Raw genomic sequence first — 25,534 nt, forward strand, 5'->3', positions numbered from 1 at the left:
TCTCCTGATTTTTGAGATTATATTACCAAAAATGCGATAGTGTTGGTGCCTGCGCGGGAATAGCCACATCCTACGGATTTTAACCAAAGATTAAAATATATGGTATAATCCAAAATTCGTTGTGTAATCTTTATACAGAATTTGATTAGAATGGCAACACAGCCAACTATTGCGATCTCTCATCTCGGTTGCGAAAAAAATCGCATTGATACCGAACATATCCTGGGCTTATTGGTACAGGCAGGTTATCAGGTTGATTCTAACGAAGAATTAGCGGATTACGTTATTGTCAATACCTGTAGTTTTATCGAAGCCGCCCGGGAAGAATCGGTTCGCACCTTGGTAGAATTAGCCGACGCCAAGAAAAAAATTGTGATTACCGGGTGCATGGCCCAGCACTTCCAAGAACAACTGTTAGACGAACTCCCCGAAGCCGTTGCCGTTGTGGGAACCGGAGATTATCATAAAATTGTCGATGTGATCAGACGGGTGGAACAGGGAGAACGAGTTAAAGAAGTTTCCGCCGAACCCACCTATATCGCCGATGAAACCGTCCCCCGTTATCGTACCACTAGCGAGGGAGTTGCCTATCTGCGGGTAGCAGAGGGTTGTGACTATCGTTGCGCTTTTTGTATCATTCCCCACTTGCGCGGAAACCAAAGATCGCGTACTATAGAATCAATTGTTACTGAAGCCCAGCAATTAGCCGAGCAAGGGGTTCAGGAAATAATCCTTATTTCTCAGATCACGACCAACTACGGACTGGATCTCTACGGTGAACCCAAACTGGCAGAATTATTAAGGGCATTAGGAAAAGTTGATATTCCCTGGATACGGATGCACTATGCGTATCCCACGGGGTTAACCCCAAAAGTAATTGCAGCAATGCAAGAGACCCCTAACGTTTTACCCTATTTAGATTTACCGCTACAACATTCACACCCCGATGTGTTACGGGCAATGAACCGTCCTTGGCAAGGGCGAGTCAACGATCGAATTATCGAAACGCTGAAAACCGCTATACCAGATGCGGTGCTTCGTACCACATTTATTGTTGGTTTCCCAGGAGAAACTGAGGAACATTTTGAACACCTGCGGGAATTTGTGCAACGCCACGAATTCGATCACGTCGGCGTGTTTACCTTCTCTCCCGAAGAAGGAACCCCTGCTTATAAATTGCCGAATCAACTGCCTCAAGGGATAATGGATGCCCGTCGGGATACCTTAATGGAGATACAGCAACCCATTTCCCTCAAGCAAAATCAAAAATCCATCGCCCAGGTGGTAGACGTTCTCATTGAACAACAAAATCCCCAAACCGGAGAATTGATCGGTCGTTCTTCCCGTTTCGCCCCAGAAGTAGATGGCTTAATCTATATTGAAGGCGATGCTCGTTTGGGTTCAATGGTGAAAGTCCAAATCACCGATGCTGATGTTTATGATCTCTATGGTTACGTCTTAGAATAAAACGTTAGCCCTTAAAAGCTTACAGGTAAGCCATTTCACCGAAATCGCCGCAAATTTTAAGAAATTTGTTGTTATATTTCTGAATGTTAAGCGTTATCCTAGAGAGAGATGGTCTATAAAGAGTCTGATTGACTAAACAACCTCAATGGTTGTGACAAAAAGTGAGTTCAGGAACTTTGAAGACCTTGGAATGTAAATAAGGTTCCAAGATGCCCAAGAGACAGCGTAACTCAACGTTTGTAGAGAGCTACGTCAAGCGTTATAGCAAAACTAATAAACCTCTGCATTGTAGTAAAAGTGTCTCAAATGGATAGGGTAAGGTCAGGAACCGGGCTAAAACACATAGATAGGAGAATGAATGAGTCCATCTTTTGCAAGCTTAGGAATTTCCGAAGAACGTGCTAGTTATCTGGAAACAATAGGCTTTAGCGAGCCAACCACCATTCAAGTCGAAGCAATTCCCCATATTTTGTCTGGACGGGACGTGGTGGGACTGGCTCAAACCGGGACGGGCAAAACAGCCGCCTTTTCATTGCCCATTCTGGAGCAACTGGATACAAGTGCAAAGGGCGTACAAGCGTTAATCCTGACCCCAACTCGGGAGTTAGCCATGCAGGTTAAAGAAGCGATTCGGAAAATGACCGATGATCGCAGCTTGTATATTTTAACCGTTTATGGCGGTCAGTCGATTGAACGACAAATCCAACGGTTACAACAGGGCGTGCAGATTGTTGTTGGCACACCTGGACGGATTTTAGATTTACTCAACCGGGGGAATCTGAAATTTGACCGGATTAAGTGGTTAGTGTTGGATGAAGCCGATGAAATGTTAAGCATGGGCTTTATTCAGGATGTAGAAAAAATTCTGGAATCCGTTGCTGAAGATCGGCAAACGGCGTTTTTCTCGGCTACGATGGAGCCTTCGATTTGGAAACTGGTGAAGAAATTCCTCAAAAATCCAGTCACCATTAAAGCTGAAAACCCCAAAGCTACTCCCAAACGCATTGAACAGCGTGCTTATATGGCTCCCCGTGGGTGGTCAAAAGCCCGGGCGTTGCAACCGATTTTAGAATTAGAAGATCCAGAATCAGCGATTATTTTTGTCCGCACTAAACAGGCTGCTGCGGAGTTAACTACTTTCCTGCAAGCCGCAGGTCACAGTGTTGACGAATATCATGGTAACTTGAACCAAACCCAACGGGAACGGCTGCTACAACGCTTCCGCCGTCGTCAGGTGCGTTGGATCGTGGCCACGGATATCGCTGCCCGGGGATTGGATGTGGATCATCTCAGCCACGTGATTAACTACGATTTACCCGATAACGCCGAGAGTTATGTGCACCGGATTGGTCGTACAGGTCGCGCCGGACGGGAAGGGATCGCAATTACGTTGATTCAACCGATTGATCGCCGGAAACTGCGGTTAATTGAGCGCCATTTGAATCATAACTTTACGGTGTTGTCGATTCCTAAGCGCTCGCAAATTGAAGGCCGTTATATTGAACGACTTCAAGGACGAGTGCAGGAAGCCTTAACGGGTGAACGGGTTGCCTCTTTCTTACCGATTGTGGCCCAATTGAGTGAGGAATACGATCCCCAGGCGATCGCCGCGGCGGCTTTACAACTGGCCTACGATCAAACTCGCCCCAGTTGGTTAGATTCCGAATTCCCGGCTGAGGAAGAAGAAATGCCACTCCCGTCTTCTAAACCGAAATTAAATCGTCGGGTGGTTCCTCGTCCTTCGGTGTCCCAGGGCGTTGAATAGGATTCAACGAATGACGGTTTCTACCGATTAAAATAGATACACCAGATGCAATTGATCGTGTCTGGTGGATTTTTTTTTAGTAGGGAACACCGGAACACCGGAACAGCCCCCAAACCCCCCGTGCACGGGGGGCTAGGGGGGAGGGAACACCGGAACACGGAAGGCAAACTCTTTCTATTACCAATTACCAATTACCAATTACCTAATTATTAGACCCATGCAGACTAATTCTCAGGACTCTCATCTTAACTCCCTCAGACAATGGGCAAATTTAATGGCGATTATCGCCGCATTTGGAATTAATGTATTAGCGAATTTAGCTCCCTTTAATGGGTTAACTATTGGAGAAATTTCTAATACAGTTTTTAGAGATGTTAAAATTATTCCGGCTAATTATGCCTTTGCCATCTGGGGCTTAATTTATCTAGGATTATTCGGTTTTGCCCTATATCAATTTTTACCTAAAAACCAGGAAAATCCGCGATTAGAGAAGTTAGGTTTTGCCTTGGTTTTAGCCAGTGTTGCCCAAATTATTTGGGTATTTTTATTTCAATATCAGATGTTTTTTTTGTCCTTGGGGGCAATGATAGCCATTTTAAATTCTTTAATTGTGGCTTATTTAAGATTAAATATTGGTAGGGTTAAAGTCTCTAAACAAGAACGCTGGTATGTTGATCTTCCGATTAGTATTTATTTGGGTTGGATTAGTGTCGCAACCATTGTGAATGTCGCTTTAGTCTTGGAAAATTGGCAATGGAAAGGCGGGGGAATTTCACCGGAATTATGGACAGCAATTTTATTAGTAATTGCTGGAACTGTAGCGTCTATTTTAATTATTGAACGGAATGAAATTGCCTATCCTTTTGTGATTATGTGGGCACTTTGTGCGATCGCAGTTCGCCAAACTACCCAACCTTTAATTTTAGTCACAGCTATTGGTGTATCTCTATCTTTGGGATTATTTGGATTAAGTTTAACTATTTTACGACGACGGATTTAAGCAGATTAACACAGATTAAAATCCGTGAAATCTGAACACGGATTAAACGGATTACGCAGATTAACACAGATTAAAATCCGTGAAATCCGTGAAATCCTCTTAAATCCGCGATCCCCATTACCCAATTCAATCTTTTCGGGCGATGAGGAAATAGGTGAACATTTCGCCTTTGCCTTTAATTTCAATGATGCCGCGCTCCTCAAAAATGTATTTATCTTTTAAACGTTGGTAGGTAGTTTCTGTGACTTGAATTTTGCCTGCGACGCCATGGGACTCCATGCGGTTAGCGGTATTTACCGTATCTCCCCAAAGGTCATAGGTAAACTTCTTGGTACCAATAACTCCCGCTTCTACCGCCCCGATATTAATTCCGGTTCGCATTTGTACAGGTTCATTGCCTTCGAGACGAAATTGACCGATAATGCTTTGCATATCTAAGGCCATATTAGCGATCGCTTCTGCATGGTCAGGGCGAGGAGTGGGAAGTCCCCCAACTACCATATAAGCATCTCCGATGGTTTTAATTTTTTCTAGGCCATATTTTTCCGCCAATTCATCAAAAGCCGAAAAAATTTCGTTGAGAACTTCCACTAATTGAGCCGGGGATAAATTAGCGGATAATTTAGTAAAATTAACAATATCTGAAAATAAAACCGTGACATCGGCGAAACTATCGGCAATGGTGCTTTCCCCCTGTTTTAGACGTTGGGCGATCGCTTCGGGTAAAATATTTAATAATAATCGTTCCGATTTTTCCTGTTCTTCAGCTAACTTTTTTAAATATGCTTGTTCTTGATCCCGTAGGCGTTTTTTTTCTAAACAGGCATTAATTCTAGCTTTTAATAAAACCGGATTAAAGGGTTTAGATAAATAATCTTCGGCCCCTAATTCAATACAACGAACAATACTATCAATATCATTAACCGCCGAAATCATCACCACGGGAATATGACGCAGGGCGGGATCGGCTTTCAAAGTCTCTAAGACTTGATAGCCATTCATTTGAGGCATCATAATATCCAGTAACACCAAGTCCAGGGACATTGATGCCATCATTTCCAGGGCTTCAAAGCCATTAGAAGCCACAGTCACGCCGTAACCTTGGCGCTGGAGTCTTTTAGCCAGGAGGTCACGGTTAACCTCATTATCATCAACAATTAGCACGCGATCGGGTTGAGCTTCCATCTCTTATTAGTGGCTCCTACTGTCGTTTTGGGATAGTAACAACAAGTACCACGCCTCCAGCTAAGGTTTTCATCAAATCAGTTGCTCAGATAAAAATTGAGATCGCTTTCAGCAGATTCTACAATATTTCCGTAAGAGTTAAGAGTAGAGATTTATAGTTTCTCTTGGCTGATAACTGTTGACTGTTGACTGTTTACTGATAACTGATTAGGGTGCGGTGGCTTTCTTTAAACAGACTTCTATTTTGTCCAATAGACGGGAAAATTCTACGGGTTTTGTATCGTAATCATTGCACCCGGCGGCCAAACATTTTTCCCGATCGCCCGCCATAGCATGGGCCGTTAACGCAATTACGGGAATGGCTTTGGTTTTTGGATCGGCTTTAATTTGTCGGGTAGCTTCCCATCCATCCATCACGGGTAAACTCATATCCATCAGGATCAGATCGGGCATTTTTGAATGGGCCAGTGCCACACCCTCAGCCCCATCCACGGCAATAAATACCTCATATCCCTTGCGGAATAGACGTCGTTTGAGCATATCCCGATTCATTTCATTATCTTCAACTAATAAAATCTTTACCATGATCTGATCTCAACATTAATAGTTTAGGCTTAGAATTTTCACGATTTAGAATTTAATGGAAACTGTTTCAAGCTGGCATTCAACAACGTATGAATTTCTTTCAAAAGATCTTCACCGCTATAACTGCCTTTCTGAAGAATTTGCTCCACATATCCCCGCAATTGCATCCATTCTGAGGGGGTTAATTCCGCAGCCGTAATTACGATAACTGGGATATGCGCCCACGGTTCAGCTTTTTGAAGGTCGTGGATCAACTCAAAACCACTTTTTCGGGGAAGAACTAAGTCCAGCAGAATTAGTCTGGGAGCGGACTGTTGGATCAATTGCAAAGCGACTTCACCATCGGCCGCCTCTTGAACTATCCAACCCTGTCGCTGTAATAATCCGCGTAACATTTGTCGGATTATAGGATCATCTTCAACAACTAAAATGTGATTAGCTAGGGGCAGAATATCCGGTTTCCGATCAGGTTGATACTTACTTAGTAAAGTAGCCAGACGCTTCCCATCAAAAGGTTTTGTTAGATAGTCCGATGCACCTAAGGCAAACCCTCGATTTTTATTGCTGATGAACGATAACACGATCACTGGAATATCAGCTAGATTAGGATCGGCTTTTAATGTTGATAATACCGCCCAACCGCTCATTTTTGGTAGGATTATATCTAAAATCACGGCATCGGGACGCAGTTCTTGGACAAGCTGAAGTCCTTCTTCCCCTGTTGCTGCGGTTTCTACGAGCATTCGGTGCTCGATTAGCGATCGCTCGATTAAATTCCGGGTATCGGGATCATCATCAATGACTAAGATCGTTGCCGATGAACTATTAACTGTCAAGGTAGGTTCAACCCAGATTAAATCTTGTTCTCCCAAAGGTTCCTCTGGTTCGGATTCCAATTCCGCTTCTGGGAATAGGGATTGAACCCAGAGGGGCAAATAGACGGTAAAGGTGGAACCCTTGGATAGTTCACTATTAACGCTAATCGAACCCTGCATCATTTGACAAAAGCGTTGACTGATCGTTAGTCCTAATCCCGTTCCCCCATAACGGCGAGTGGTTGAGGCGTCTCCTTGAGTGAAGGGTTCAAATAGTTGTTTTTGTTGTTCGGGAGTAATGCCAATTCCGGTATCTCGGACTTGGAAAGCAATATAGCCTGATTTGGGATCGACGGTCAGATTTTGCGGGTGAACGTCTTCCCATGGCAGGGTTTGGGCTAGACAAATATCGAGGGTAATTTGGCCTGCTGAGGTGAATTTAGCTGCATTACTAATCAGGTTCAATAAGACCTGTCGAACTTTAGTTAAATCGGCGAGCATGGTGCTGGGGGTATTGGGGGCATAGTGAATGTCCAATGTATTTCTATTTTGATCTACAAGCGGTTGAGCCGTGGCGACGACACTTTCAATTAACATGGGAATCTCAAAGGTTTCCAAATACAAATCCATCCGCCCCGCTTCTATTTTAGAAATATCCAAAATATCATTAATCAAAGATAGTAAGTTACGTCCAGCCGTGCGAATTCGTTCTAAATCAGGAACAATATCTTCATATCCTGAGTCTCCGGCTTCTTCTGCCAAAATCTCACTATAGCCAATAATCGCATTTAAAGGAGTGCGGAGTTCGTGACTCATATTGGCTAAAAAGCTACTTTTAGCTCGATTGGCGGCAACTGCGGCTTCTTTGGCTTGTTTCAGGGCTTCTGCGGCTTGTTTACTTTCGGTAATATCTTCGATTGTGCCTTCAAAACAGAGTAGTTGTCCGGTTTGATCTCGAACAGCCCGGGCATTTTCTGATATCCAAATAATACTTCCGTCTCGACGATAAACTTGGGATTCAAACCCGGATACTGAATTATTATTTTGAATTGCTGTGATAAATTCGGTTCGACGGTGAGGATTAATATATAATTGATCACCAATATGGGTGATGGTTCGCAATAAATCTTCTGGGGAATTGTAGCCTAAAATTCTTGCCAATGCCGGGTTAGCACTCAGGTATTTCCCTTCTGGAGTGGTTTGACAAATTCCCTCGGCGGCATTTTCAAAAATACTGCGATATTTGGCTTCAGTTTGTCGTAAAAATTCTTCGGTTTGTTTGCGTTCAATGGCATTAGAAAACATTTCTCCTACCATTTTTAATAGGGCAATATTATCCGATGACCAGGTATAACTAGAATAGATAGAATCAAATCGCAGAAAGCCCACCAAGGCCCGACGACAGACTAACGGAACTAGAATAATGGATGCAATTGCAGGTGAAGTATCGGTTTCGCAATAAGATGATAATTCTAAACTTTGATGAAATTGTCGTAAATATTCTAAATCCTTTAGTGCTTCTGGGGGTAAATCTTGAATCGCTAGATAAATATTTTCATAGCGGTTGAGTTGTTTTTCTAACCAAGGAATATCAAAAATGTAAAGTTTTGAGGGTAATATTTTCTTTAATAAATCGGTTAATCTTGCGTTTTCTTGTAGGCCAAGATTTAGACTTTTGATTGCTAACCACTGATAAACCGAATTCATCTGGATTTCTTGATCGGCGAATAAATATAAATAGCTTTGTTCTACCTCAATAAAGATACTAATTCGTTCTAAAGCCTGTTGAATACCATTTTCAATCCCATCGGTGGTTAAACTAATAAAGTGAGTCGATAAATTAGTAATTAATTGTTCAAATTCTACCCGATATTGTAGGGCTTTTTCGACTCGTTTTCTTTGGGTAATATCTCGAAAACTCCAAACTCGCCCAACTAATTTTTCCCCCATTTTGGAAGGATGGGAATATAGCTCAAAAACTCTGCCGTCTTTGAATTCTACCACATCATAAGTTGGTATTTGAGGTTCAGAAGAAAGCTGCATGACCGTTTTTAGAAATCGAGGCGGATCTTTTAATTGTCTTAACACAAAGGCTAAGGCAGATTGATCGTGGGGAGGCTTGAATAGGGTGGTGGGAACTTGCCACATTTCCACAAATTTCTGATTAAAATTTAAGATTTTTCCCGTGCGATCAACGGCTAAAATTCCGGCATCGGTGGAATCAAAAGTGGCGCGTAGGAGAGAGATCGAACGTTCGGCTTCTAACTGAGCTTGTTTGCGTTCGGTAATGTCTAAAAATACTAAGACGGCTGCTACAAAGGTGTTTTTCTCTAAAATCGGAGTTAATACATAGGAAACGGGTAAAATACTGCCATCGGCACGAAGAAACTGATCGTCACTGGATTTGATCGGTTCTAGGAAGGAGGTTAACTCTGCGGGGGTGGAGGCGGATTCGGTAAGTTGTTGAAACCCATCTAAGGATAATTGCGATCGCCCTCCAATCCACTCTAAGACAGGGTTTCCCGCCAATTCGACTTCCGACCATCCTAGTAGCCTTTCCGCTTCAGGATTCATTGATAACAAACGGCCCTGGGGATTTAAAATACATAACCCCGCCCCCAGGGAACTAATTACGGATTTGGCTCGATTCCTTTCTGCTTGTAAACGGGTTTCTGATTCCTGAGTTTGTTGGTTATATAACTCCAACATTTCCCGGGAAGACATGGTAAGGGAGCGGTCGATTAAATTTCGTTCTCGATCCGCTTCATTGTAGCTGTGGTTAATGACTTCCAGAAATTCTTGCCATGTAGAGATATCAACTGGAGGAGTTTGTCGATCAAGACCCAGGCGTTTGAGTTGGCGTTGGAGCGCGTAGTGCATAGAATCTCATGGTTGAAGAAGTCGGGATGCGGTCAGGGGAAAACAGAGCTAGGGGGGCTAGTTTTCCCAATGTTTTTTGGGGCAACGGATCTAGTTTAACCTCTGGAATTGGTAAGTCATCAAAATTGAAAAATTAGTTTCTGGAGGATACCTCATCACCCGGGGCAGAACTTTCCTCTTGTTGTTCGGCGATTAATTTGGGTTGTAGATACAGATTTTCAACTAATGCCGCCACTCCTGCAAACCAAGGGGGTACAATTAATGCACCCAGAATACCGAGAATTTGTACCCCGCCCAGGACGGATAAAAGCTGATACAACGGGTGAATTCCCACGGAAGAACCGACTAATAAAGGATCAAGAATGTAGGTTTCAATATTTTGAATAATTCCATACAATAATAACACCCAAACGACTATAAATCCGCCTTTAGCTAAGGCAACAATTAACGCCGGAATAGCCCCTAAAATTGGGCCTAAAAAGGGAATTAAATTGGTGACTCCAGCGATCGCGCCTAAACCAATAGCAAAATCTTGTAATCCTAAAAATCCTAACGCCGTTGTGGTAGCAATCCCTAAAATTGCCGAGACTAAAATTCGGCCGCGAATATAACCCCCCATCCGTTGACTAATAGGATTAACTTGGGCGGCTAATCTTTGATTCCAAGGATAGGGAAAAAATTGAATTAAACTATTAATTAGGGTTTTACTATCAGCCACCATATAGCCGGAAATAAATAGAGCTAAAATTAAACTGGCAACCCCGCCCACAATTCCCCTAGTAATACCATAGGAGCGTAAAATCAATTGTTGACTCGAACGAATTACCCAACTGGTTAAGGATTGAGTATCAATTAATTGTTCAATAAAAGTGGAGGTATCTGCTCCTAATCGACCTGCTAAATTAGTGGTAATTCCAATTATTTTTTCTGCAAAAATTGGAGATTGACGCACTAATAGGGTAATTTGATCCACCACAGCCGGCCCAATGACTAATCCAAATCCTGTTAATCCGGCAATTAGGGTTAGATAAACTAAAACCACAGCTAACCATCGAGGAACCTGTTTTGTTTCTGCCCAATTAACAATAGGAACAATAGAAGCGGCTAAAACCACAGAAATCATTAATAGAACGATTAAACCTCGAATTTGCCAGAGCAGAATCAGTAGAAATACAGATGCTAAAATCAGCAGCAGACTAGAGAGGGAAAATGAAATACGTCGTTCAGATTTCATAGATTTTCAGTAAGTTAGTCTCAGGGGTTGATCATGATCGAAAACTATGTTTTAATTCTATTTGCTGCCTTGATTTATTTTAATCATTAAGGGAACATTCGTCAAGAGAAATTATTCATTAATTTATATTTAAGGAAAAAATTATCTATGAAAATTCATGTTGAAGGTTGGCGTTTTATCCCCCATGCTTATAGTATCACCAATCAATTCCAACTTTTGGAACTGTTAAAGCGATCGCAATTAGAAATAACCCATCAAGATATTCCCGGTTTAAAACCCCAGTGGAAACATTTAAACGGATTATTCCCATCGGAATTAGAAACCCAGTTACAACAAATTCCTCAAGCAATTAATCCCCCTGCTGATGTTACTATCCGTCTCTATCAACCCTTTAATTTTAACTCATCTCAAAGTCAAAAAACCCTGATCTATACCACTGCTCCTTGGGGAATTTTAATTGATTCTTCGCCACAACTTAAACCCCTATTTCACTTAAAAAATCAAATAATTAATCCCGATGTTACTATGATTACGCCCTCCCAATGGTCACGGGAAGGACTGATCCGCAGTGGTCTAAATCCTCAACAGATAAAGGTTATTCCCTGGGGTGTTGATCCTAAAATTTATTATCCCTTAGATGAAACCGAAAGAAATAGACTTAGAAAACAATGGGGATGGGAAGATTATTTTATATTTTTCCATGTCGGAAGTTTACAGGATCAAGATGGAATTAAACCCATTTTAAAAGCTTTTGCTAATATTATAGAACGATATCCCCAGGCGCGATTAGTATTAAAAGGATCGGATTTTTTTCATGACTCTAACCAGTGGTTAACCAGTGCTAGTCAACAAGTATTAACCGAGGAAGAAGTTACTAAAGTTAAACAGCGAGTTGCCTATTTTAATCAAACCCTATCCTGTGCATCCCTAGCCCAATTATACCAGATTTCCGATGCTTATTTAGCGGTGGATATTGCCACTGCTTTTAATTTATCAGTATTAGAAGCAGCCGCATCGGGACTACCGATTATTTATGCTTCTGGAGGAGCCACAGAAGAAATTATTAATCCAGAGTTTACCTTAAAAATAGATACTCGATTTAAAACTCGAATTATTCAAAATCAAAGTCAATTCTTTCTGCATCCAAATTGGAAACATCTGGCAGAATTAATGCAGGAAGCTATAGATAATTCTACTTGGAGAGAACAGGCTAGAAAAACTGCGCCCGATTGGGTTAATCAACATTATACCTGGAAACATACCGTTGATCAACTCTTAGAAATTTGCCAAGATCAAACAGCAATATCCTGGGCAAATCCCATAATTAAAGATTCTGTTTCTTTATCTGATCCCCATAGTATTATTGTCGAAGGATGGCGAGATATTCCCCATTCCTATTCCTTTATTAACAGTTATCAACTGTTAGAAATGGTTAAATATCCAGCTTTAAAAGTTTTTCATAAAGACATTCCTTATGTTACCTCAGACTGGAAACCTAGCAAACATTTATTAAGTATCGAAGCTGAAGATATATTAGACCAAATTACTGTTCCTAAAACCGAGGAACAAGTGGATGTTACCCTGCGGGTTTATTGTCCGTTTAATTTAACAGCTTCATCTAGTAAAAAAACCGCTATTTTTGGCTGTACAGAATGGGGAATTGTGCCACGTTCTATTTTAAATGGCATGAAAATTGAATGTTTTAGAGAAGCTCATCGCAATTCTGATACCTTAATTATTACCTCCTCCCATTGGTCGAGGGAAGGATTTATTCGCAGTGGCGCTGTTCCTGAACGAGTAGTGGTAATTCCTTTAGGAATTGACCCTAATATTTATCATCCTTTACCCGAAGAAAAACGACAGGAATTAAGAAAAAAATTTGGCTGGAATGATGGTTTTATCTTCCTGAATATTGGGGTAATGTGGAATGAACGTCAGGGAATTGATCGGATTTTAAAAGCCTTTGCTCAAATTACAGAAAAATATCCCCAAGCCCGATTAGTTTTAAAAGGGAGAGATGCAATTTTTCCTTCTAAAGACTATCTCAAACAAGCTACAAAAGACACATTAAACGAGACAGAAATACAACGAATTTCCTCTCGAATGGTTTATATTGGTAATAACTTATCATCCTTAGAAATGGCACAATTGTATCAAGCCGCCGATGCTTATGTGTCTCCTTATGCCGCCGAAGGGTTTAATCTTCCGGTGTTAGAAGCGATGGCTTCTGGTATTCCCGTTATCTGTACCGACGGGGGGCCAACGGATGATTTTACAGATGAAAAATTAGTCTATAAAATCAGAAGTAGATTTGAGCAAATCACTCTAAAAACAGGGGAAACGCGATTCTTTTTAGAACCGGATCAGGAACATTTATTACAATTAATGGAAATGGTAATTCAAAAAGAAACCCTTTATCAATCCCTCCAAAAAATCGGGCCTGATTTTGTCTCAAAAAGATTTACATGGAAAATTGTTGTTGAGCAATTATTAAAGGTTTTATTCCACAATCTTTAATTCTAAAATTGTCATCTGGGAAAGAATAGGATACACTGAAAATTACCAGTTAAATTTTTGACGTTTTTGGTAGTACCCCTATGCAGTCCACCGTCACACCTAAGACAGAATTAACCATGGATGACCCCAAGCGGGGAATGCCTGTAACCATTATTACAGGATTCCTAGGAAGTGGGAAAACCACCCTGCTGAATCATATTTTATCCAATCAGCAGGGAATCAAAACCGCCGTCCTGGTGAATGAATTTGGTGAAATTGGAATTGATAATGAATTGATTATCAATACCGATGAAGATAATACAATGGTTGAGTTAAGTAATGGCTGCGTTTGTTGCACCATTAATGAAGATTTAGTTAATGCGGTTTATAAGGTTTTAGAACGTCCTGAAAAAGTGGATTATATGGTGGTAGAAACCACCGGACTCGCCGATCCGCTTCCGGTCGCTCTGACTTTTTTAAGTACAGAATTAAGGGATATGACTCGTTTAGATTCCATTGTAACATTAGTAGATTGTGCTAATTTTAGTTTGGATTTATTCAATAGTCAAGCCGCCAATAGTCAGATTGTCTATGGGGATATTATTGTTTTAAATAAAACCGATTTAGTCGATGAAGCCGAGGTAGATTTATTGGAAGTCAGAATTCGGGATATGAAAAAAGATGCCCGAATTTTACGCACCACTAACTCTCAAGTTTCCTTACCTTTAATTCTGAGTGTTGGATTATTCCAATCCGATCAATATTTTGATGATCAATCCCATGAACATGACCATCATGAGCACAAACATGATCACGACCATGACCATGATGATCATGTCTGTGATCCAGATTGTGAGCACGATCATGATCATGATCATCACCACCATTCTAATCACTTAGAAAATGATGGTTTTACCTCCCTTTCTTTCCAAAGTGATCAACCCCTTTCTTTAAGAAAATTTCAATACTTTTTGGATAACCAACTTCCCGCAAGTGTGTTTCGAGCCAAAGGAATTTTATGGTTTGATGAAAGTCCCAAACGTCATATTTTTCATCTGAGTGGAAAACGGTTTTCAATTGATGATGATGAGTGGAAAACCGAACCCAAAACCCAGTTAGTTTTAATTGGTCAGGAATTAGATCATGAAATTCTACGATCTCAACTCAATCATTGTTTATGTCTTCCCTCTACCAGTCGTGGAAAAGGATTTGGGAAATAAAATATTAGTTAATAGGTGAACAATAGTAATGGTGCGTGTACTGATAATACGCACCCTACTATTAACTGATGACTAATAACTGATTACTGATTACTGATATGCGGGTAATTGTTCAACGAGTTAATGCGTCTCAAGTTACTGTCGGAGGTGAAATCATCGGTCAAATTGGGAGAGGACTCAACCTATTAGTAGGAATTGCTCAAACAGATACCGAAATAGAAATTAATTGGATGGTGCGAAAATGCTTAGAATTAAGATTATTTTCCGATCCCCAAACCAACACTGGAAAATGGGAAAAATCCATTCAAGAAATTCAAGGTGAATTATTAGTGGTAAGTCAATTTACTCTCTATGGGGACTGTCGCAAGGGTCGGCGTCCGTCCTTTGATCGTTCAGCACCTCCAGCAACGGCTGAAAAGCTTTATCAACAGTTTGTTGAACAATTGCGTTTGAGTGGTTTAAAAGTAGAAACAGGGAAATTTGGCGCCATGATGCAAGTTTCAATCGAAAATGATGGCCCGGTTACGTTAATCTTAGAAAAAGAAGCAAACTCTTAATTATTTCTATTATAAAATATTTAGAAAAATGACTATTTCGATTGATTTTGGAACCAGTAATACAGTGATTTCCCGTTGGAATTCGGCGACACAAAAACCCGAAACCTTAAAACTGCCTAATTTATCTCAAATTTCCAGCCAAAATCCTCCCCTAATTCCGAGTTTAGTTTATTTAAAAGATGCGAGTCAACCGGATATTTTATTGGGTCAACAAGTACGAGATGGAGGATATGATATTAGTAATAATCCTCGTTTTTTCAAGAATTTTAAACGGGGAATTGGGAGTAATATTCAGGGATTTTTACCCGAAATTGATGGTCAAATTATTAGCTTTGAACGAGTGGGAGAATTGTTTTTAAGAGGAATTGTGAATGCTATTCGTCAAATACCTATGGAGGTTGATTCTTTGGTATTTACCGTTCCAGTTGACAGCTTTGAATCCTATCGTTATTGGCTTGGAAAAGTATCTGAATCTCTTGATGTAGAACAGGTAAAACTGTTAGATGAACCCACGGCGGCTGCTTTAGGTTATGGATTAGCAGATCAAGAGCTTTTGCTGGTAATTGATTTAGGTGGAGGAACGTTAGATCTCTCCCTAGTTCGTTTAGAAGCAAATAGCAATAAAAAACCGTTAGGTTTTATTTTAAAATGGGGGCAAAAATCCTTTACAGAATCATCAGGACAACGGGTACAAACTGCTAGAGTTTTAGCGAAAGCGGGGCAAAATTTAGGGGGTTCTGATATTGATAATTGGTTATTAGATTACTTTACTAAAACCCAAGGTTTACCCAAAAATAGCCTAACTAATCGTTTAGCTGAACGTTTAAAAATTCAATTATCTTTACAAACTCAAGCGACAGAAGTTTATTTTGATGACCAAACCTTAGATAGTTATGAATTAACCTTAACGCGGAACCAGTTTGAAACTATTCTTACTAATGCTAGTTTTTTTGAAACCTTAGATGATTCTATTGGTAAAGTTTTCCAACAAGCTCGCCGTCAAGGAATTGAAGTTTCTGATATCAATGCTGTTTTATTAGTGGGAGGAAGTGCTCAAATTCCATCGGTACAAACTTGGATTCAGCAATATTTTGAGAATGATAAAATTCGCCGTAAAAAACCTTTTGAGGCGATTTCCCATGGTGCTTTACAACTAAATCAAGGGACAAAAATAGAAGATTTTTTATATCATAGTTATGGGGTTCGCTATTGGAATCGTCGGGATAATTGCCATAGTTGGCATTCAATTATAAGATCAGGTCAACCCTATCCGATGACGACACCCATAGAATTAATGTTGGGTGCATCTTTGGAAAATCAACCCAGTATTGAATTGATTTTAGGAGAATTGGGGGATGAAACCGGAGGAACAGAGGTTTATTTTGATGGCGATCGTTTGGTCACTCGTCGTTTAGATCAAAGCCAAATTGTTCAATCTTTAAATGATACCCCAGGCGGTCGCACCATTGCTCAATTAGCCCCTCTAGGAAACCCAGGAAGTGATCGGATTAAAGTCTTATTTCAAGTAGATGAAAAACGATTTTTAAGAATTACGGTTGAAGACTTATTAACCGATAAACTGCTTTTAGAAAATCAAATTGTTGTCCAGTTAAGTTAGAGGGAAATACCAGATTTATGATGTTAAAAGTTTACCCTAATTGTGAGAGAGAAAACTATGCGATCGCGAGCTATTCGGGAAGGTTCTGTGGGTTTATTAATTTTGTTGGGATTAGGTTTACTCGGAGCCGTAGTTTTATGGCTGAAAAATATTAGTTTAGGAAGTCGTAGTTACATAATTATTGCAGAATTTTCTGATGCGTCTGCATTACAAATCGGAACAGTTGTCAGATATCGAGGAGTTAAAGTTGGTCGATTGGTTCAACTTAAAGCTTCCTTAAATGCTGTTGATGCCATTTTAGAAATTACACCGAGTAGTTTTATTATTCCTCGCAATGTGATCATTCAATCTAACCAGATTGGTTTATTAAATGAAGGATATATTGACATTATTCCTAAAGGAAAATTTTCTCAAAACTTCGCAGATGCAGATCCGCTTAGTCCCGATTGTCCTGAAACTATTCTTTGTAATAATACTCGCATTCCTGGAGAGCTAGGAATTGATATTATGAAACTAATTGGCAGTTTATATCAATTTGCAGAAATCTATGGAAATCCAGAGTTATTTGCTAACTTAAATTCCGCAGCCAAAAACAGTTCTAGTGCCGCCCAAGAAGCTATAAATTTAAGTGGGAAAATATCAGAGTTTTTGTCTGTTACCCAGTCAGAAATTGAACAACTTAATGCGTCTGTAGGGACTGGAATTGGCGGGTTAAATCAATCGGTGAGTCAAGGAGTTAATGCTTTGACTTCAGAAATGACTAATCTTTCAACGGGTGTTCAAAGAGATACAAAAGAAGTCACTCAAGCCACTGTTAATTCCGCCAATTCTATCAGTCAGGCGGCTAATCAAGTTAGCGCTCTTACTAATCAATTTAATGGATTATTAGCGAATAATCGATCTAGTTTAGTTTCTACTTTAGAAAATATTAATCAAACCACAAAAGAACTCAGTGTTTTAGTCGGAAGTCTAACCCCGATCATGACTCAATTAGAACAGGCTAATATTATTAAAAATTTGGAAGCCGCCTCAGCGAATGCAGAAGCCACATCAGCTAACCTCAGAGATTTATCAAAGGGAGTCAGTGATCCTGAAAATTTAATCCTAATTCAAGAAACTTTAAATTCCACTCGAAATACCCTACAAACCTTGCAAAAAATTAGTGAAGATGTGAACCAATTAACCGGGGATGAACAATTACAAAATAACCTGAAAAACTTAATTAATGGTTTGGGGAAATTATTTAACTCAACTCAACGTTTAGAACGACAAAAATCAATGTCGGAAAAATTAGAACCTCTAGCAGAAGCGGTTAAAAAAACTCAGGTTACACTCTCAACTATTAATCAATCTTCAACCCTAAAACAGCCTGGTTTTGAAGCGAATGAAAGGGTAAATCAACTGATGAATTCTGCTACAGATTATTCTATTGATCAAACTCAAAAATTTATTTTTCCACCCCAATTTAATCAGGAATAGGGAAAAATTACCACTACCTTTACTTATAACAGAAAAGTCATCAATTAATAGATCAACTTAGGAAATTATACTTATATGGAATGGAAATCATGGTCTAGTCTTCCCCTTAAACAACGTGAACAATTACCCCCGCAACCAGGGATCTATGTGGTTGTCGATGCAGAACAAGAAGTGTGGTATGTAGGGCGATCTATCAATATTAATGCTCGTTGGAATGGGAGAGGACACCACAGGTATCCACAATTAAGTCGCACAAACAATCAAAGGTTATATAGAATTTACTGGCAATTATTTACCACCGAACAACTTAATGAAAAAGAGCAGCTATATATTGATTTGTTCAAACCACACCTTAACTACAGTCGGGTTAAAACATACGCAAGAAAACCCATACAACCCAATCAAGAAATCAGTCGCCTTCTCAAAGTTATCAATAAGAAGACTACCCTATTCCCTGATGTGCGGTCTGTAGTGCTGGGATACTATACAGAAATAGATGAAGATGAAGATGGATCTTTAAAAGAATATAACTGCGTTGTGATAGTCGTTAGTATCAACGATCATGACAGGCCTATCATCAACTCATGTCAAAAATCACAAAGCAGAAAAGGAAAAAGTCTTGAGGGATATTGGAAGGTCTACGAAAGCGAATGTGGAAGTGCTGACCCTAACCTCAAACCTGCATTTATTCTTGTCTTTATGCTAGAAAATATCGTTTATGAATTTGTGTGTTACCCGACTTTAATACATAAGTTGGCGGGAAATAGATCAAGCCTTCATTATATACAGATTGCTAAACAAACTGTTTTAGCTTTGACAGATACAAGTATTCTTCCTTCAATCATGAATACTGATTCATCTTTCAGAACTAGAAGGGAGGATTATCTTCACTATCGAGCAGCAGATCTAAAATCTGTTCTAGATCTACTACCGGAGATTTCGATATAATAACGATTAATTAAATAGATTTGGCGAGGTATACTAGAAAATAGACATTCTATTTAAAAGCCAATCAACAAAGCAGGAAATATGACACTTACAAAAACCGAGTATAAATATGTAGAGCTAAATCAGGATAATGTTCCTATCATAGCGGGAACTATAATGAAAGTCGTTGAATTAGTTGAAGCTCAAATTGCTTATAGTTGGAGTCCAGCAGAATTACACCTTAATCATCGTTATTTAACCATGAGCCAAATTCTTTCTGCCTTAGCTTATTATTGGGATCATAAAGCAGAACTCGACACAGAAATAAAGCGACGAGAAGACTATATTAAACAGGCAGAAATTGAAGCTGGTGAATCTCCTTTTGCTGCTAGATTACGCGCTCAAGGGCTATTAAAATGAGTTCAATATTTACCTTTGTAGTTTATCTTATATTAACCAAGTACAAAATTAATAAAAACCCATTCATACAAAAACCTCCTTCCGATTTACCACTAGAAGGGGGTTTTTGATTATTAACCTGGCACCGAGCTATTTTCCCAGGAGGCTACCCTCCAAGTATCTTCGCCGTGTCAGCGTTTCACTTCCGAGTTCGAGATGGATCGGAGTGGTTCCACTGAGCCATAGGCACCAGGAAAGCTCTATAAACTTTTACCTGGGTTTGAGGTTTGCAGCCGTTTGTGTTTTGCTTGCTTGCCTCTCACAATTTACTAATCTACTCCCTTTTTCTGGGAATGTCAACCCCTTTTTCAATTTTTTTTTGGGGAGAGGCAGAAAACGACTGAGAAATAAGCAGGATAGGGTTCAGGGCAGTCGTACTGCTACAATATCAAGGGAGGTTATGCTATAGTTGAAAACATCTAACCAAAGGAGAGTAATATTGATCATTCTATGCACTCATAATAACGGCGGGGTAGGTAAGACTACTCTTGCTGTACATATAACAGGTGTTCTTATATCAAAGTTTCCCTGGGCTCGGACTCTACTCCTAGACTGTGATGACCAACACCAAGCTTGGGAGTTTTTTGCTCCAAGCAAGCCGAAGAAAGAATTGGAGGTATTCTTGGAGGATAATTTATCATTAATTTACAATCCTAAACGAGAGAATCTTTTAAATATTGTTGATCCAACCCAATACGATCATATCGTTATTGATGCAAAAGGAGCCAGAGAAGATACTGTCAAGGTTATTGTGAATGACAATCCAGATAAAATTTTAATCCCTATTAATGCGTCCCAAAAAAGTAAAGCTTTAGGTAATCTTGATAGAATTCTTGGTATGGTATCTAAGCTAGAATCCAATACAGGGCTTCCTGATAAAGTTCAAGTTACTATTGTCCCTTTGGGGGTATCCAAAGATATCATCAACAATAAATTGGAAACTATTTCTATAGTTCCCCATCAATGCGAAATTTCTCAAGAAATCAGATATTTGCAAGATGAAATGCAAGAGGCTTTATATGAGGACAAAAAATATATTTGGACTTATGAAAATTGTGAGGATCTCTATGAAAATTTTTGTTCACTAATTAACCTATAGAAAGTTGGAGGATTAAAAATGACTATTAACGATCAAAAAAATATTATTGACGACCCTTTGCTAGAACAAGAAATTAAGACAGTTACTCAGCAAAGTAAAGATACTTCTCCTAAAAACATAAGCATAGTTAAATTCACTAAAGATCAAGAAAGAATGGTTCAAATTCTTTCTCAAGGATTGGGTTTATCATTTCAATCCTTGATTAACTGTGCAATCAGAGGGACTCTATTATATATAAAAGAACAAGACAAAAAACTAAAGGATTTACAAGAGTATCCAAAGGAATTAGGTTCACAGGAAACGGAAGTAATGCTAAGTGTTGAAACTTTAAGTGTGCTTGAAAGTTGTGGAATGAAAGATCAATTTAGTGAGTGTGCTATTGTGGGAATTAAATTACTTTACAACACATTCTATTCCCTTAACAATCAAGTTAATTAATACTATGGATGATCCTTTAATAATTCATGAAATTATCCAGGTTATACTATCGGCTAATAATTCTAAAAAACAAGAATTAGGTCGTAGATTTGCTGCGCGTCTGGGGCTAACTCCTGGTGTAGCGGGGCCAGATGATGGAATTGATGGATTTGGTTGGGATCAAAACCGCAAAATCCATTTTCAATGCAAATTAAGGTCTAAACTATTAGATAAAGATGATGCCCGTATGTATTACTCAGATATTGACTACCACCGTGTCGATCTAAGTGTAATGTTAGCAGGAAGTGGTTATAAAGATACTTTTATCAAAAGATTATATGGTCATCGGTACATTGATAACTATAAAATTCATTTATTAACACTTGATGATATTTTTCAAGAAACTCCTGCGTTTGAAGAAGCTGTAGAAGAATTACCTCCATTGCGTGATTTGGGATTAATAGATTGGAAAACGATAAAATAACTAAAAAAAAGATTATCCAAGAATTGAAAGATCCTAGAGTACAACGATAAGCCCAAATATGGCAAAATAGAAAAGATTGTCTAAAATTGCCCATCTTGTCCAAACCCATGACTGCAACCACTCCAACCCAAGCCACAAAATACGAACCCTTTAGTACCGAGGCCAAATGGCAACAGTATTGGGAAGCTCATCAGGTGTTTAAAGCTGACCCCAACCAACCCGGGGAACCCTATTGTATTATGATTCCCCCCCCCAACGTCACGGGAAATCTCCATATCGGTCATGCTGTTAATAACTCCCTAATTGATGCCCTGATTCGCTATCATCGGATGAAGGGTTATAACGCTTTGTATTTGCCGGGGATGGATCACGCCAGTATTGCAGTCCAAACAATTTTAGAGCGACAACTGAAAGCAGAAGGGAAAACTCGCGACGATTTAGGGCGAGAAAAATTTTTACAACGAGCTTGGGAATGGAAGGAAGAATCCGGCGGAACAATTGTTAATCAGTTACGCCGTTTGGGGGTTTCTTGTGATTGGACACGGGAACGATTTACCCTGGATGAAGGGTTATCAAAAGCGGTATTAGAAGCCTTTATTAGATTATATGAAGATGGGTTAATTTATCGGGGAAAATATTTAGTTAATTGGTGTCCAGCCAGTCAATCGGCGGTATCGGATTTAGAAGTAGAAAATAAAGAAGTTGATGGGAATTTATGGCATTTTCGCTATCCTTTAACCGATGGTAGTGGTTATGTAGAAGTAGCAACCACCCGACCGGAAACGATGTTGGGGGATACGGCGGTGGCGGTGAATCCCAAGGATATTCGCTATAAAGATTTAATTGGGAAAACAGTAATTTTACCGATTATTAAACGGGAAATTCCGATTATTGGCGATGATTTTGTTGATCCGAATTTTGGCACTGGTTGTGTTAAAGTAACTCCTGCCCATGATCCGAATGATTTTCAAATGGGTCAACGGCATCAACTGCCGATGATTAATATTATGAATCAGGATGGTTCGTTAAATGAAAACGCGGGGCTATTTGCCGGACAAGATAGATTTGTCGCCCGAAAAAATCTAATTCAATTCCTCAAAGATAAGGGATTTTTAGTTAAAATTGAAGACTATAAACATACGGTTCCCTATAGCGAACGTGGTAAGGTTCCGGTAGAACCGCTATTATCAACTCAATGGTTTGTTAAGATTCGTCCCCTTGCTGATAAGGCGTTAAATTGTTTAGATCAACAGGATGCTCCCGTCTTTGTTCCTGACCGTTGGACGAAGGTTTATCGAGATTGGTTAGTTAAATTAGATGATTGGTGTATTTCTCGACAATTGTGGTGGGGGCATCAAATTCCGGCTTGGTATGCTATTAGTGAAACGGGCGGTAAAATTACCGATAATACGCCTTTTGTTGTTGGCAGAAATCAAGCGGAAGCTCAGGAAAAAGCGATCGCCAAATTCGGAGAGGCGGTAATTTTAGAACAAGATCCTGATGTTTTGGATACTTGGTTTTCTTCCGGTTTATGGCCGTTTTCTACTTTAGGATGGCCGGAACAAACTTTAGATTTAAGCAAATATTATCCTACCAGTACCCTATCAACGGGGTTTGATATTATCTTTTTCTGGGTTGCCCGGATGACGATGATGGGGGCATATTTTACCGATAAAATGCCTTTCAAAACCGTTTATATTCATGGGTTAATACGGGATGAAAATGGCAAGAAAATGTCAAAATCCGCCGGAAACGGGATTGATCCGTTATTACTAATTGATAAATACGGAACCGATGCGGTGCGGTTTACCTTAATGAAAGAAGTCATCGGGGCGGGGCAGGATATTCGCTTAGAATATAATCGAGAAACCGACGAATCTGCATCTGTTGAAGCGTCTCGAAATTTTGCCAATAAACTCTGGAATGCTTCTCGGTTTGTGATGATGAATTTAGATGGAAAATCTCCCAAACAGTTAGGAGAACCCAATATTAATCAGTTAGAACTGAGTGATAAATGGATTTTATCTCGCTTTAACCAAACCGTAAAACAGACCCGTGAGGATATGGATAATTACGGTATTGGTGAAGCGGCTAAAGGCATTTATGAGTTTATTTGGGGAGATTTTTGTGATTGGTATATTGAATTAGCTAAACCCCGTTTACAAGGAGAAAATAACGCCTCTCGTCAGGTTTCCCAACAAACTTTAGCTTATGTTTTAGAAGGTATTTTAAAACTTCTCCACCCGTTTATGCCCCATATTACCGAAGAAATTTGGCATAGTTTAACCCAAATTGGAGAAGAAGATTGTTTAGCTTTGCAACCCTATCCGGTGGTGGTAGAAGATGAGATTCTGGAAGTCCAACGGTTAGGAAAGTTTGTTAATGATCCTGATTCAATTGTAGGTCAATCAATCAGAATTTTATTTGAATTACCGGAAGTTTTAGGAGGGTTTTTTAAACAATATCAAAAACCTCTAATTTTGACGGGGATATTCTTTGTTGCTTTTTTAACAATTAAATGTTTTGTTGCGGCGTTAAATGCGATTAATGAGTTACCCTTATTATCTACAATTTTTGAACTAATTGGGATGGGATATTCCGGTTGGTTTGTTTATCGTTATTTGTTTAAAGCGTCCCAACGGGAGGAACTTGGGAAGATTTTACAAGAGTTGAAAACGGAATTTATCGGCAGTGCAGAAGCAGATAAAAACCTAGAAATGCCTAACATTTATTCCGCAGTTTGTCAAGAGCCATCCAGTGAAATTATCAGCATTATTGATCCGAAATTGGAGGCGGATTTTGAGTTAATTATTGGCGCTATTCGTACCGTCAGAAATTTACGCGCGGAGGCGGATATTAAACCCAAGGTTAAGGTTAATGCCATTCTGCAAACCCAAAGCAGTAAAGAACAGCAAATTTTGCAACAAGGACAAACTTATATTCAAGAGTTAGGGAAAGTTGAAGCGTTAACTATTACCGAAAAGTTAACTGGAAATGAAGGGCAAAGTATTGCGGGAGTCGTGGGAACTGTACAGGTATTAATGCCTTTAGCCGGGGTGGTTGATTTGGTAGCATTTCAAACGAAATTGCAGAAAAAATTGGCAAAAGTTGAAAAAGAAATTCAAGGGTTTCAACGGAATTTGAATAACCCGAATTTCGTTAACCGTGCGGAACCGGAAGTTGTAGAAAATACCCGCAATAGTTTAGCTGAAGCGGAAAAACAAGCGGAGATTCTCCAAGAAAGGTTAAGTCAATTTAACTAACTTTTTGACCCCCCTAACCCCCCTTAGAAAAGGGGGAATCGAGGGCTGTTTCCTCCCCCCCAAGCCCCCCGTGCACGGGCGGGGGCTGTTCGCTGTTCCCTGCTATAACAAGGCTTTTTCAACAGCGTCAATCACCTCTTGGGATTTAAACGGTTTAATTAAATATCCAGAATGATTAGTTTCTTGGCTGCGTTCAATCGTTGAACTATCAGAATAAGCCGTAATATAAATAATCGGAATTTGATGATGTTCTCGAATGCGTTTAGCCGTTTCAATACCGTCTAATTCCCCGCGTAAATGAATATCCATTAAAATTAAATCCGGGAGATTTTTCGCCACCTGTTCTAAGGCTTTTTCTCCAGAATTAATCCGAGAAATAACTGTATACCCTTGTTTTCTCAAACTTCTGGCGATACTTTCAGCGGCAATTAACTCATCTTCTACAATTAGAATAGTAGCCGTCATTTGGTTAAAACCCTCTGATTATTAAAATTATGGCTGGGAACACCGAAACAGAAAAAAAAGAGTTCACGGTCTAGGTTTCAAAATCAGTTTATGTCCTCATAGTTTTGACGACTATGGTA

Annotated in this window: 19 protein-coding genes and 1 rRNA gene; 14 read left to right on the top strand and 6 right to left on the bottom strand. The window is 39.6% G+C overall.

What is annotated here, in order from left to right; genetic code table 11:
* The first annotated feature begins 150 nt into the window (after window positions 1-150).
* From rimO to AC559H_RS01255, 3 genes are all read left to right on the top strand, one after another.
* Complete coding sequence (gene rimO, locus AC559H_RS01245; protein ID WP_026793706.1) at window positions 151-1,467, top strand: 30S ribosomal protein S12 methylthiotransferase RimO; 1,317 nt, start codon at window positions 151-153, stop codon at window positions 1,465-1,467.
* A 358-nt stretch (window positions 1,468-1,825) separates the two neighbouring features.
* Window positions 1,826-3,232 (top strand): DEAD/DEAH box helicase, encoded by a 1,407-nt coding sequence (locus tag AC559H_RS01250; RefSeq protein WP_026787128.1) that lies wholly within the window; start codon window positions 1,826-1,828, stop codon window positions 3,230-3,232.
* Between the two features lie 217 nt (window positions 3,233-3,449).
* The gene (locus tag AC559H_RS01255; protein ID WP_026787129.1) at window positions 3,450-4,232 is read left to right on the top strand and encodes a TspO-related membrane protein; all 783 of its coding nucleotides are present in this window, start codon (window positions 3,450-3,452) and stop codon (window positions 4,230-4,232) included.
* 126 nt (window positions 4,233-4,358) lie between these two features.
* Here the strand turns inward: AC559H_RS01255 and AC559H_RS01260 are convergent, their stop codons facing one another.
* From AC559H_RS01260 to AC559H_RS01275, 4 genes are all read right to left on the bottom strand, one after another.
* On the bottom strand, window positions 4,359-5,417 hold the full coding sequence (locus AC559H_RS01260; protein WP_026787130.1) for an adenylate/guanylate cyclase domain-containing protein: 1,059 nt from the start codon (window positions 5,415-5,417) through the stop codon (window positions 4,359-4,361).
* A gap of 207 nt (window positions 5,418-5,624) precedes the next feature.
* Window positions 5,625-6,002: a response regulator gene (locus AC559H_RS01265; RefSeq protein WP_026787131.1), complete on the bottom strand. Its 378-nt coding sequence runs from the start codon at window positions 6,000-6,002 to the stop codon at window positions 5,625-5,627.
* A gap of 38 nt (window positions 6,003-6,040) precedes the next feature.
* Complete coding sequence (locus tag AC559H_RS01270) at window positions 6,041-9,697, bottom strand: PAS domain S-box protein (protein ID WP_026787132.1); 3,657 nt, start codon at window positions 9,695-9,697, stop codon at window positions 6,041-6,043.
* 133 nt (window positions 9,698-9,830) lie between these two features.
* On the bottom strand, window positions 9,831-10,931 hold the full coding sequence (locus AC559H_RS01275) for an AI-2E family transporter (RefSeq protein ID WP_026787133.1): 1,101 nt from the start codon (window positions 10,929-10,931) through the stop codon (window positions 9,831-9,833).
* Between the two features lie 147 nt (window positions 10,932-11,078).
* Between AC559H_RS01275 and AC559H_RS01280 the strand changes: the two genes are divergently transcribed.
* The 7 genes from AC559H_RS01280 (at window position 11,079) to AC559H_RS01310 (ending at window position 19,648) form a co-directional block, all read left to right on the top strand.
* Entirely contained in the window at window positions 11,079-13,448 is a 2,370-nt protein-coding gene (locus tag AC559H_RS01280; RefSeq protein ID WP_026793705.1) for a glycosyltransferase family 4 protein, read from the top strand.
* An 80-nt stretch (window positions 13,449-13,528) separates the two neighbouring features.
* On the top strand, window positions 13,529-14,647 hold the full coding sequence (locus AC559H_RS01285) for a CobW family GTP-binding protein (protein ID WP_026793704.1): 1,119 nt from the start codon (window positions 13,529-13,531) through the stop codon (window positions 14,645-14,647).
* Between the two features lie 98 nt (window positions 14,648-14,745).
* Window positions 14,746-15,204, top strand: a complete 459-nt coding sequence (gene dtd, locus AC559H_RS01290) for a D-aminoacyl-tRNA deacylase (protein ID WP_026793703.1) — start codon at window positions 14,746-14,748, stop codon at window positions 15,202-15,204.
* A 28-nt stretch (window positions 15,205-15,232) separates the two neighbouring features.
* Window positions 15,233-16,822: an Hsp70 family protein gene (locus AC559H_RS01295; RefSeq protein ID WP_026793702.1), complete on the top strand. Its 1,590-nt coding sequence runs from the start codon at window positions 15,233-15,235 to the stop codon at window positions 16,820-16,822.
* 57 nt (window positions 16,823-16,879) lie between these two features.
* Window positions 16,880-18,301, top strand: a complete 1,422-nt coding sequence (locus AC559H_RS01300; RefSeq protein ID WP_051319599.1) for an MlaD family protein — start codon at window positions 16,880-16,882, stop codon at window positions 18,299-18,301.
* Between the two features lie 75 nt (window positions 18,302-18,376).
* Window positions 18,377-19,249 carry a GIY-YIG nuclease family protein gene (locus AC559H_RS01305; RefSeq protein WP_051319598.1) on the top strand — a complete coding sequence of 291 codons (873 nt, stop codon included), beginning with the start codon at window positions 18,377-18,379 and terminating at the stop codon, window positions 19,247-19,249.
* 81 nt (window positions 19,250-19,330) lie between these two features.
* Window positions 19,331-19,648 (top strand): DUF433 domain-containing protein, encoded by a 318-nt coding sequence (locus tag AC559H_RS01310; RefSeq protein ID WP_026793701.1) that lies wholly within the window; start codon window positions 19,331-19,333, stop codon window positions 19,646-19,648.
* A gap of 116 nt (window positions 19,649-19,764) precedes the next feature.
* On the opposite strand, the gene rrf is transcribed toward AC559H_RS01310, so the two are convergent.
* Window positions 19,765-19,881 (bottom strand): 5S ribosomal RNA (gene rrf, locus AC559H_RS01315).
* A gap of 245 nt (window positions 19,882-20,126) precedes the next feature.
* On the opposite strand from rrf, the gene AC559H_RS01320 reads away from it, so the two are divergent.
* From AC559H_RS01320 to AC559H_RS01335, 4 genes are all read left to right on the top strand, one after another.
* Window positions 20,127-20,786, top strand: coding sequence for a nucleotide-binding protein (locus AC559H_RS01320; protein WP_026793700.1), 660 nt, complete (start codon window positions 20,127-20,129; stop codon window positions 20,784-20,786).
* Between the two features lie 18 nt (window positions 20,787-20,804).
* Complete coding sequence (locus tag AC559H_RS01325) at window positions 20,805-21,224, top strand: hypothetical protein (protein ID WP_026793699.1); 420 nt, start codon at window positions 20,805-20,807, stop codon at window positions 21,222-21,224.
* A 4-nt stretch (window positions 21,225-21,228) separates the two neighbouring features.
* Window positions 21,229-21,687, top strand: a complete 459-nt coding sequence (locus AC559H_RS01330) for a hypothetical protein (protein WP_026793698.1) — start codon at window positions 21,229-21,231, stop codon at window positions 21,685-21,687.
* Window positions 21,688-21,794: 107 nt separating this feature from the next.
* Window positions 21,795-24,950, top strand: a complete 3,156-nt coding sequence (locus AC559H_RS01335) for a valine--tRNA ligase (RefSeq protein ID WP_026793697.1) — start codon at window positions 21,795-21,797, stop codon at window positions 24,948-24,950.
* A 102-nt stretch (window positions 24,951-25,052) separates the two neighbouring features.
* Here AC559H_RS01335 and AC559H_RS01340 read toward each other — a convergent pair whose 3' ends face one another.
* Window positions 25,053-25,415 (bottom strand): response regulator, encoded by a 363-nt coding sequence (locus AC559H_RS01340; RefSeq protein ID WP_026787141.1) that lies wholly within the window; start codon window positions 25,413-25,415, stop codon window positions 25,053-25,055.
* Between the last annotated feature and the right edge of the window lie 119 nt (window positions 25,416-25,534).

The organism is Planktothrix prolifica NIVA-CYA 540 (genome assembly GCF_963864145.1).
Taxonomy (GTDB): domain Bacteria; phylum Cyanobacteriota; class Cyanobacteriia; order Cyanobacteriales; family Microcoleaceae; genus Planktothrix; species Planktothrix agardhii.